6 protein-coding genes are annotated in these 9,486 nt (G+C 32.4%); all 6 read left to right on the forward strand.

From position 1 onward, the window contains the following. Nucleotides 1–40: 40 nt before the first annotated feature. Complete coding sequence (locus KPL55_RS11835; RefSeq protein ID WP_246599424.1) at nucleotides 41–2,905, forward strand: glycoside hydrolase family 2 TIM barrel-domain containing protein; 2,865 nt, start codon at nucleotides 41–43, stop codon at nucleotides 2,903–2,905. 156 nt (nucleotides 2,906–3,061) lie between these two features. Continuing rightward, nucleotides 3,062–4,048, forward strand: a complete 987-nt coding sequence (locus KPL55_RS11840; RefSeq protein WP_216306925.1) for a LacI family DNA-binding transcriptional regulator — start codon at nucleotides 3,062–3,064, stop codon at nucleotides 4,046–4,048. Between the two features lie 36 nt (nucleotides 4,049–4,084). Continuing rightward, nucleotides 4,085–4,915: a 5-dehydro-4-deoxy-D-glucuronate isomerase gene (gene kduI / locus KPL55_RS11845; RefSeq protein ID WP_216306927.1), complete on the forward strand. Its 831-nt coding sequence runs from the start codon at nucleotides 4,085–4,087 to the stop codon at nucleotides 4,913–4,915. Between the two features lie 223 nt (nucleotides 4,916–5,138). Continuing rightward, entirely contained in the window at nucleotides 5,139–6,131 is a 993-nt protein-coding gene (locus KPL55_RS11850; RefSeq protein WP_216306928.1) for an NADH:flavin oxidoreductase, read from the forward strand. Nucleotides 6,132–6,290: 159 nt separating this feature from the next. Continuing rightward, nucleotides 6,291–6,593, forward strand: coding sequence for a hypothetical protein (locus KPL55_RS11855; protein WP_216306929.1), 303 nt, complete (start codon nucleotides 6,291–6,293; stop codon nucleotides 6,591–6,593). A 157-nt stretch (nucleotides 6,594–6,750) separates the two neighbouring features. Further along, nucleotides 6,751–9,348 (forward strand): ATP-dependent chaperone ClpB, encoded by a 2,598-nt coding sequence (gene clpB, locus KPL55_RS11860; RefSeq protein WP_216306930.1) that lies wholly within the window; start codon nucleotides 6,751–6,753, stop codon nucleotides 9,346–9,348. Nucleotides 9,349–9,486: the final 138 nt, after the last annotated feature.

The following is a 9,486-nucleotide window of genomic DNA, read 5'->3' on the forward strand; positions in this document are numbered from 1 at the left end:
ATAGTAATATAATTAAGGAAAAGCAAAGGAGGCACTATAAATGAAAATGAATGAAAAATTGAGAAATTATGAAAACTTAAATCTAATTCAAGAAAACAGAGAGCCACAGCGTTCTTATTATATTCCTTATGATTCTTTAGAAAAAGCTTTGGAGGGTAATAAAGAGAATTCTAGTTATTATAAGTTACTAAATGGTTCATGGGATTTTGCTTATTTTAAAAGAGATATAGATGTGCCAGATATTATAACAAAATGGGACAAGATACCTGTACCATCTAATTGGCAGATGCATGGATATGAGGCACCCTATTATACAAATGTAAATTATCCGTATCCTGTTGATGCGCCTTTCGTACCTGATGATAATCCTTGTGGAGTGTATCAAATGGATTTTAATATTAATAAGGAGTGGGCTCAAAAAGACTCATATATAGTATTTGAAGGAGTTAATTCTTGTTTGTACCTTTATGTAAACGATAAACTGGTTGGGAGTAGTCAAGGATCTCATCTTCAAAGTGAATTTAATATCTCTAAATATGTAAAAGTAGGCAATAATAAATTAACAGTTAAAGTTTTAAAATGGTGTGTTGGAAGTTACTTAGAGGACCAAGATTTCTTCCGATTATCAGGAATATTTAGAGATGTATATCTGCTTTCAAGGGACAAGGGTAGTGTGCACGATATAGAAATTAAAATAGTTAATAAGACTATAAGTGTTTCTGAAAAAGATTATGTTATATATGAAGGAAAAAACAAAATAGAAACCCTTGCTAATCCTATTTTATGGAATGCTGAGAAACCTTTTTTATATACGCTAGTGGTTAAAAACAAGAGCGAATTTATTCCTTTTAAAGTTGGTATCCGTGACATAAAGGTATCAACAGAAGGGGAATTGCTAATTAATGGTATGTCAGTAAAGCTAAAAGGAGTTAATAGGCACGAAACTCATCCAACGCTTGGACATTATACCCCTTATGATGAGATGAAAGTCGAACTTCTTAAGATGAAGGAATTAAATATTAACTGTATTAGAACTTCTCATTATCCACCGTCACCAGAGTTCTTAAATCTATGTGACGAGTTAGGGTTTTATGTAGTGGATGAAACTGATATTGAAATCCATGGCTTTGTTTCTAGAAATGGTGGGTATCAATATGATATTGAAAATCCAGAGTGGATATGTAACCAAAAGCAGTGGGAAAATGCTTTTGTGGAAAGAGTTCAAAGAATGGTGGAAAGAGATAAAAATCATTCTAGCGTTATTATGTGGTCGATGGGCAATGAAAGCGGGTATGGAAGTAACCACGATGTTATGATTAATTGGACAAAAAACAGAGATAGTTCTAGATTAGTACACTACGAGGGTGCATCTTTAGTTAATGATAAGTCATCGGTTGATGTAGTATCTAGGATGTATACAAGCGTAGAAGGTATAGAAGAATTTGCTAAAAGTGATGACATGAGACCTTTCTTCTTGTGTGAATACTCCCACGCTATGGGAAATGGCCCAGGGGATGTTTATGATTACTGGAAAAGAATTTATCAGTATCCTAAACTTATAGGTGGTTGTGTATGGGAATGGGCAGATCATACTGTTCTAGTAGACGGTACTTATAAATATGGTGGAGATTTTGGGGAGGTTACCCATGATGGTAATTTCTGTTGTGACGGTATGGTTTTTGCTGATCGCAGCTTTAAAGCAGGATCTTTGGAAGTTAAGGCTGCTTATCAATATATAAAGACAGAAATTATAGAGAATAAGTTAAAAGTGACAAATCTTTATGATTTTACAAATTTAAATGAATATAAATTACTGTGGAAAGTCGCTAGCGATGGGGAAGTTATAGCACAAGGAGAACTTAATTGTGATATTAAGCCACATGACACTAAGCAGTATATACTCGATTTTACATTACCAAAGAGTTGCGAATTAGGTTGTTACATGGATGTTAGCTTAGAGAAGGAATATGAAGTTGCTATGGAGCAGCATTCCTTAGATGTTGAAATTCTTAATGGAAATAGTGATCTACAAGGCACAGCAAAGTTTGAAGAAGAGAGTGAGCTTATTAAGATAACTGGTGAGGACTTCACCTATACTTTTAACAAGCATTATGGAAACTTTGAGAGCCTTATAGTAGATGGCAGTGAAAGATTAGCAGGTATAACAAAGTTAACAGTATGGCGCGCACCAACAGACAATGATAGAAATGTGAAATATAAGTGGGGACTATTTGAAGACAACAGAAGTGGAGAAAACCTAAATAGAATATTCTCGAAAGTATATTCTTGTGAATTAAAAGGCAATAAGATATTAGTAAGTGGTAGCCTAGCGGGGATATCACGTTCACCATTCTTAAAGTTTAATACCAGTTTCACTGTTTCTGCTTGCGGTGAAATTGAAGTTGAATTCCAAGGCAAAGTTAAAGAAGATTGTGTATATCTTCCACGATTGGGCTTTGAATTTGAAATTCCTAAAAAGAATGAAAAATTTAAATATTATGGAATGGGTCCAACTGAGAATTATATGGACATGTGTCATCATACTAGTGTGGGAATGTTTGAGAGTTGTGCAAAAGAAGAATATGTTCCATATATTGTTCCTCAAGAACATGGTAATCACACAAAAGCTAAGGAACTTTGTATTGGAGGGCTAAAATTTAGTTCGTTGGGGGTAAATTTTAGCTCCAATAACCAATTTGAGTTTAATGTTTCAAATTATACATCAGAAGTTCTTACCAATGCAAAACACACAGATGAATTAATCGAAAATGAGAATACCATAGTACGTATAGATTATAAGAATTCTGGTATTGGTTCGAATAGTTGTGGACCAGAACTGATAGATGAATACAGACTAAAAGAGAAAGACATATCTTTTCAATTTTCAATTAGTAAATTTATTTAGAAAAGAAAGTAAATCTAGTAGTTAGAATAATAATAACTACTAGATTTACTTTCTTTTTGTGTATAAATTATTGCAATATATGATAGTTGATGTTATAGTTTAGATAATCCGTTAACGTTAACGGTAAAATATTTATTTATTATTGGGGAGTGAAATATGGTAGGTATAAAGGATATAGCAAAAGAATGTAATGTCTCAGCAACTACCGTATCTAGAGCACTAAATAATAGTAAAGAAATATCTAAAAAAACAAGAGATTTTATACTCAAAACTTGTGAGGAAAAAGGGTATATTCCGAATTCTGCAGCAAGGAGTCTTATATTAAATAAAACTAATATGATTGGACTTTTAATACCTGATATAACAAATCAATATTATGCATATGTGAGCAAGGGAGTTAGTTCATATTTAGAAAAATTTGGTTATGGACTAGTACTTTGTAATAGTGATAGAAACAAAGAAAATGAAAATAGATACATTGATTTTTTGGCGCAGAAAAGAGTAGATGGGATAATTCTCATACCTGTAAAACCCAAAGCTTCCGATTATAAAAAAATCATTGAAAATGTACCACTTGTAATGGCTGATAATCATGTTAGTGGCCTAGAAATAAGTTATGTAGGTAATGATAATTATGCTGGGGCTAGAAAAATAGTCACTCATATGTTAATGCAAGGTTATAGAAAAATTGGAGTAATACTTGGAGACGAAATATCTTCGGCTAGTAATGAAAGATTAAAAGCGTATAAAGATGTGCTAATGGAGAATAATATACAAGTTGATAGTGAAATTCTATTAAATAGTGACGCAAGTTTTCAAGATGGATTTGAACTTGCAGAAATACTTATAAATAAAAATGTAGATGCTATTTTTACTATTAATGACTCTGTAGCAATGGGAGTTATGAAGTACGCTCATATTAATAATATTCAAATACCAAAAGATATTGGACTTGCAGGTTATGATGATATTGAGCAAGCTGCGATGCTTCCAGTTCCTTTAACAACAGTTCACCAAAGAAAATTTGAATTAGGCAAAATAGCAGCTAAAATATTAATTGATGAGATAAATAATTTTCAGATTGCAAAACAAAATATTATATTGCAACCTGAGCTTATTATAAGAAAATCCTGTAATGAATGAACTTAAATAATAAAATTAATATTAGGAGGAATTGAAATGGAAATTAGATATTCAAGTCATAACGAAGATGCAAAAAGCTATGATACAACACAACTTAGAAAACACTTTTTAATAGAGGATTTATTTGTACCAGGTGAAATAAAGATGGTTTATAGTCATATAGACAGAATAATAGTAGCAGGTATAGTACCAACAACTAAGGCTCTTACGCTTGAGGGAAGTAAAGCTTTAGGTTGTGATTATTTTCTTCAAAGACGTGAACTTGGAGTTATAAATATAGGTGGAGCAGGAATAGTTACACTAGATGGTGAGGTACATGAATTAGGAGCTAGAGATGGACTTTACGTTGGACAAGGAATTAAAGAAATTAGTTTTACAAGTAAAGATGCTAAAAATCCAGCTAAATTTTATGCAAATAGTGCCACTGCACATAGAAATTATCCTACAGTAGAAATTAGTCTAGAACAAGCTAATAAGGTTTTAGCTGGTACTGATGAAGAATGTAATAAAAGAGTAATAAACCAATACGTACATCCAGCAGTTTGTAAGAGTTGTCAATTAGTTATGGGAATGACAATACTACAACCTGGTAGTGTATGGAATACTATGCCTTGTCATACTCATGATAGACGTATGGAAGTTTATTTATACTTTGATATGGATGCTGATAATGTAGTGTTCCATCTTATGGGAACTCCACAGGAGACAAGACATATTGTTATGAAAAATGAACAAGCAGTTATTTCACCAAGCTGGTCTATACACTCAGGAGTTGGAACAAAAAACTATACTTTCATATGGGGTATGGTTGGAGAAAATCAAGAATTTACAGATATGGATCATGTATTAGCTAAAGACCTAAAATAGTCTTCAAGTAAAAATATATATAAAACGTAAAAGGGAAGGAAATTTAATTTTTCTTCTTTTTTCGTTTTCTATTGTGGTACATAATTTGTTGCACCCATATGTAAATTAATTCACTAGTTTACAGATGATTAGTATTATAATTTTCACTAGAAATTTAAACAAATAAGGATTATACTGTAGATAAATTGGGTTAAAATTAAAATAAATTAGTAGGAGGTCATACATGTTAGATTTACTAAAACCATTAGAAAAGTGTAAATTAACTTTAAAGAACAGATTGGTTATGCCACCGATGGCTACATCAAAGTCCGGAGAAGATGGAAAGGTAAGCAAAGATATATTAGATTATTATAATGAAAAGTCTCAAGGTGGATTTATCTCACTTATTATTATAGAACATAGTTTTATAACGGTTGATGGAAAGGCCAGTGATAGACAACTTTCTGTGGCAGAGGATAATGTCGTTGAGAAGTTAAAAGAGCTTGCAGATGTTATTCATAAAAATGGATCTAAAACAGTAATGCAGATAAATCATGCTGGGAGCGCAGCAAGCAAAAAAGTAACAGGACATTCTCCAGTTGGACCGTCAGTTATTGCAAATCCACGGGTAGGGAATGTTCCAAAGGAACTTACAATTGAAGAAATTAAAGTTATAATTTCAGAATTTGTAGAAGCTGCAAGGAGAACAAAAGAAGCTGGGTTTGATGGCGTAGAGATTCATTCTGCTCACGGATATCTCCTAAACCAATTTTTCTCACCACTTACCAACAAAAGAACTGACGAATATGGTGGAGATATATATGGTAGAATTAAAATTCATTTAGATATTATTAAGGCAGTACGTGAGGTCGTTGGTGAAGCATTCCCTATTCTTCTCAGGTTAGGTGGATCAGATTATATGGAGGGTGGAATTACTATTGAAGATAGTAAAGTTGCATCAATTGCTTTTGAAAAAGCAGGAGTAGACATGCTAGATATTTCTGGAGGATTTTGTGGGTATGTAATTCCGGGTAATACTAGCCAAGGATATTTTTCTCCAATCACTTCGGCCATTAAGGAAGTTGTGGAAATTCCAGTGATACTTACTGGGGGAATTACAGAGGTTTCTGCTGCGCAAAAACTATTAGCTGAGGGAAAGACAGATCTTGTTGGCGTAGCTAGGGCTATATATAAGGACTCAAACTGGGCTAAGAATGCCATTGAAAGTCTTAAATAAAATTAGAGCTAAAACCACTGATTGTTTAAATCAGTGGCTTTTTTAGCTTAATTATGGTATAATATAAGGTAAATAGAAATCGTCTTTGGACAGATAAAATAAACAAGGGATTTGTTTTTTGTATGTTTCCTGGCTACCTAAGAAGGAAGGGAAAAAATTATGATAATGCTTTCGAAAATATATAAGCTATGTGAATGTTTTGAAAAACAAGATAGAAAAACGGGTATTATGAAACTAGTGAACAAGGGTTTCAGTGAGGCCACAGCTATTAAATACTATAATATTTGGAAAAGGCATTACATGGATACTAATAGTGATGACCTAATGGTTTCAGGGATTTACATAGAAACTCATAGAGTGAGAAAACTTTTAGAGGAGTGTACTCATGTGGAACGTCAAATGTACCTTGAAGCTTTAAGTAAAGAACAACTTATTAGTATAACTCAAGCACTACTTAAATAATAATGCATTGAATATGATCACTATAGTAACTTAAATTTAAGTTTATAACTTAGCTTTTAGTCAACTATGGTGATTAATTTATATTTTACAATATTCAAAATCATAATTTATAAAATTAAATAGGTAATAATTTAAAAAAACTAGGAGGGTTATTTACATGGATGTAGAAAAATTAACGGTAAAGGTTCAACAATCATTAAATGAGGCTCAATTATTAGCTGTAAAAAATAATCATCAACAGGTTGATACTTTGCATTTGTTTGCAGCACTTATTGCTCAAGAGGATGGTCTAATTCCAAATATATTTAGCAAAATGGGAGTGGACATAGCGAGTCTTAATAACGATATTAAAAAAGTAATAGACAGTATGCCAAAAGTAACAGGAAGTGGAGCTGACAGCGGATCTGTTTATGCTACTAGAAGATTTGAGGAAGTATTTGTGAAAGCAGAGGCAGAAGCTAAAAAGTTTAAAGATTCTTTTATAAGTGTAGAGCATGTAATGCTTGGTCTTATGGAGGTAAATACTAAAGAGATAACTGAGATATTAAAGAAATTTAATATAACTAAGGACGCTTTTTTGAGCGTGCTTTCCAGTGTTAGAGGAAACCAGAGGGTAGAAAATCCAGACCCAGAAGGCACTTATGAAGCTTTGGTAAAGTATGGTTCAAATTTAGTTGAGCAAGCAAAAAAACATAAACTAGACCCAGTAATCGGGAGAGATGAGGAAATTAGGCGAGTTATAAGAATACTATCTAGAAGAACTAAAAATAATCCAGTACTTATAGGTGAACCTGGAGTAGGTAAAACCGCTATAGTTGAAGGACTTGCCCAAAGAATTGTAAAAGGAGATGTACCAGAAGGCCTAAAGAATAAAATAATATTTTCTTTAGATATGGGAGCTCTTATTGCTGGTGCTAAATTTAAAGGTGAGTTTGAAGAAAGACTTAAAGCAGTTCTTAAAGAAGTAGAAAATAGTGAAGGGAAAATAATTTTATTTATAGATGAAATTCATAATATAGTTGGAGCCGGAAAGTCAGAGGGTTCTATGGATGCTGGTAATATGATAAAACCACTTCTTGCAAGAGGAAGTTTGCATTGCATTGGTGCTACAACTTTTGATGAATATAGAAAATATTTAGAAAAAGACAAAGCTCTAGAGAGAAGGTTCCAACCAGTTACTATTGAGGAACCAACAGTTGAAGATTCAATTTCAATTCTTAGAGGTCTTAAAGAAAAATTCGAGATATATCATGGTATTAGAATTCATGATTCAGCCATAGTTGCTGCTGCAAAATTATCAGATAGATATATAACTGCAAGATTTTTGCCAGATAAGGCAATAGATCTTATAGATGAAGCCTGCGCTATGATAAGAACTGATATTGATAGTATGCCTACTGAAATGGATATGATTAAGCGTAAGGTATTCCAACTTGAAATTGAAAAGAAGGCACTATCTAAAGAAAAAGACGAATCATCAAAGAAAAGGCTTTTAGTACTTGATAAAGAGTTAAGCAATTTAAAAGATAAAGATAATGAAATGACTTCAAAATATGAAAAAGAAAAATCAAAGATAGTTGAAATTAGAAATTTAAAAGCAGAACTCGATGTTTCAAGAGGTGAAATAGAAAAATCTGAAAGAGAATATGATTTAAGTAAAGTAGCAGAGCTAAAGTATGGAGTAATACCAAAACTTGAAGCACAGATAAAACAAAAAGAGGCAGAAATACACCAAAATAATGAAACTGCAATGCTTAAAGAAGAGGTAACCGAAAAAGAAATTTCTCAAATTGTATCAAAGTGGACTGGTATACCCGTAACAAATTTAGAAGAAGGTGAAAGACAAAAGCTTCTAAGGCTTGAAGATGAACTAACTAAGCGTGTCATTGGTCAAAAAGAAGCAGTAACTGCTGTGTCAAATGCGGTTATAAGAGCAAGAGCGGGTATGAAAGATCCTAAAAGACCGATTGGTTCGTTTATATTCCTAGGACCTACTGGTGTTGGAAAAACTGAACTTGCGAAAACATTAGCCCAGACATTATTTGAATCAAGTGAAAATATAATAAGAATAGATATGTCAGAGTATATGGAAAAATATTCTGTATCAAGGCTTATAGGTGCTCCGCCAGGCTATGTAGGGTATGAAGAGGGTGGACAGCTTACAGAGGCTGTTAGGCGTAAACCTTATAGCGTAGTTTTATTTGATGAAATAGAAAAAGCGCATGAAGATGTATTTAATATATTTCTTCAGATATTAGATGATGGAAGGCTTACAGATAATCAAGGCAAAATAGTTAATTTTAAAAACTGTATTATAATTATGACATCAAACATTGGAAGTAACTATCTCCTAGAAAACAAAGAAATTGGTGGCATAGATAAACATATCAGGGATAGGGTTATGAGTGAGCTAAAAACTAAATTCAAACCAGAGTTTCTAAATAGGTTAGATGATATTATATTATTTAAACCTTTGGAAACAAAAGAAATAGAGGGAATAGTAGATATATTCCTTGCAGACATACAAAATAGACTTAAAGATAAAAATATATTAATGAAAGTAACAACCGCTGCTAAAGAGTTAATGGCACTTGAAGGATATGACCCAATTTATGGAGCGCGACCACTTAAGAGATATATTGAAAATGTTTTAGAAACCAATATTGCTAAAAAGATTATTAAGGGAGAGATAAACGATGGTTCTATAATTGGTGTAGATGCCAAAGATGATCAAATCGTAATAGAAAAAATATAATAATTAATTTCATAAAAGGGTGCCTTAATTAAACTGGTACCTATGTCAAGGACAATATAAAAAAGAGTACTAAGATGCTAAAAGGTGATTTCTGTATTGCACAGGAGTCATCTTTTTCAGGTTCCACTGGTATCTATA

The sequence above is a fragment of the Clostridium lacusfryxellense genome (assembly GCF_018861735.1).
Taxonomy (GTDB): Bacteria; Bacillota; Clostridia; order Clostridiales; family Clostridiaceae; genus Clostridium_AD; species Clostridium_AD lacusfryxellense.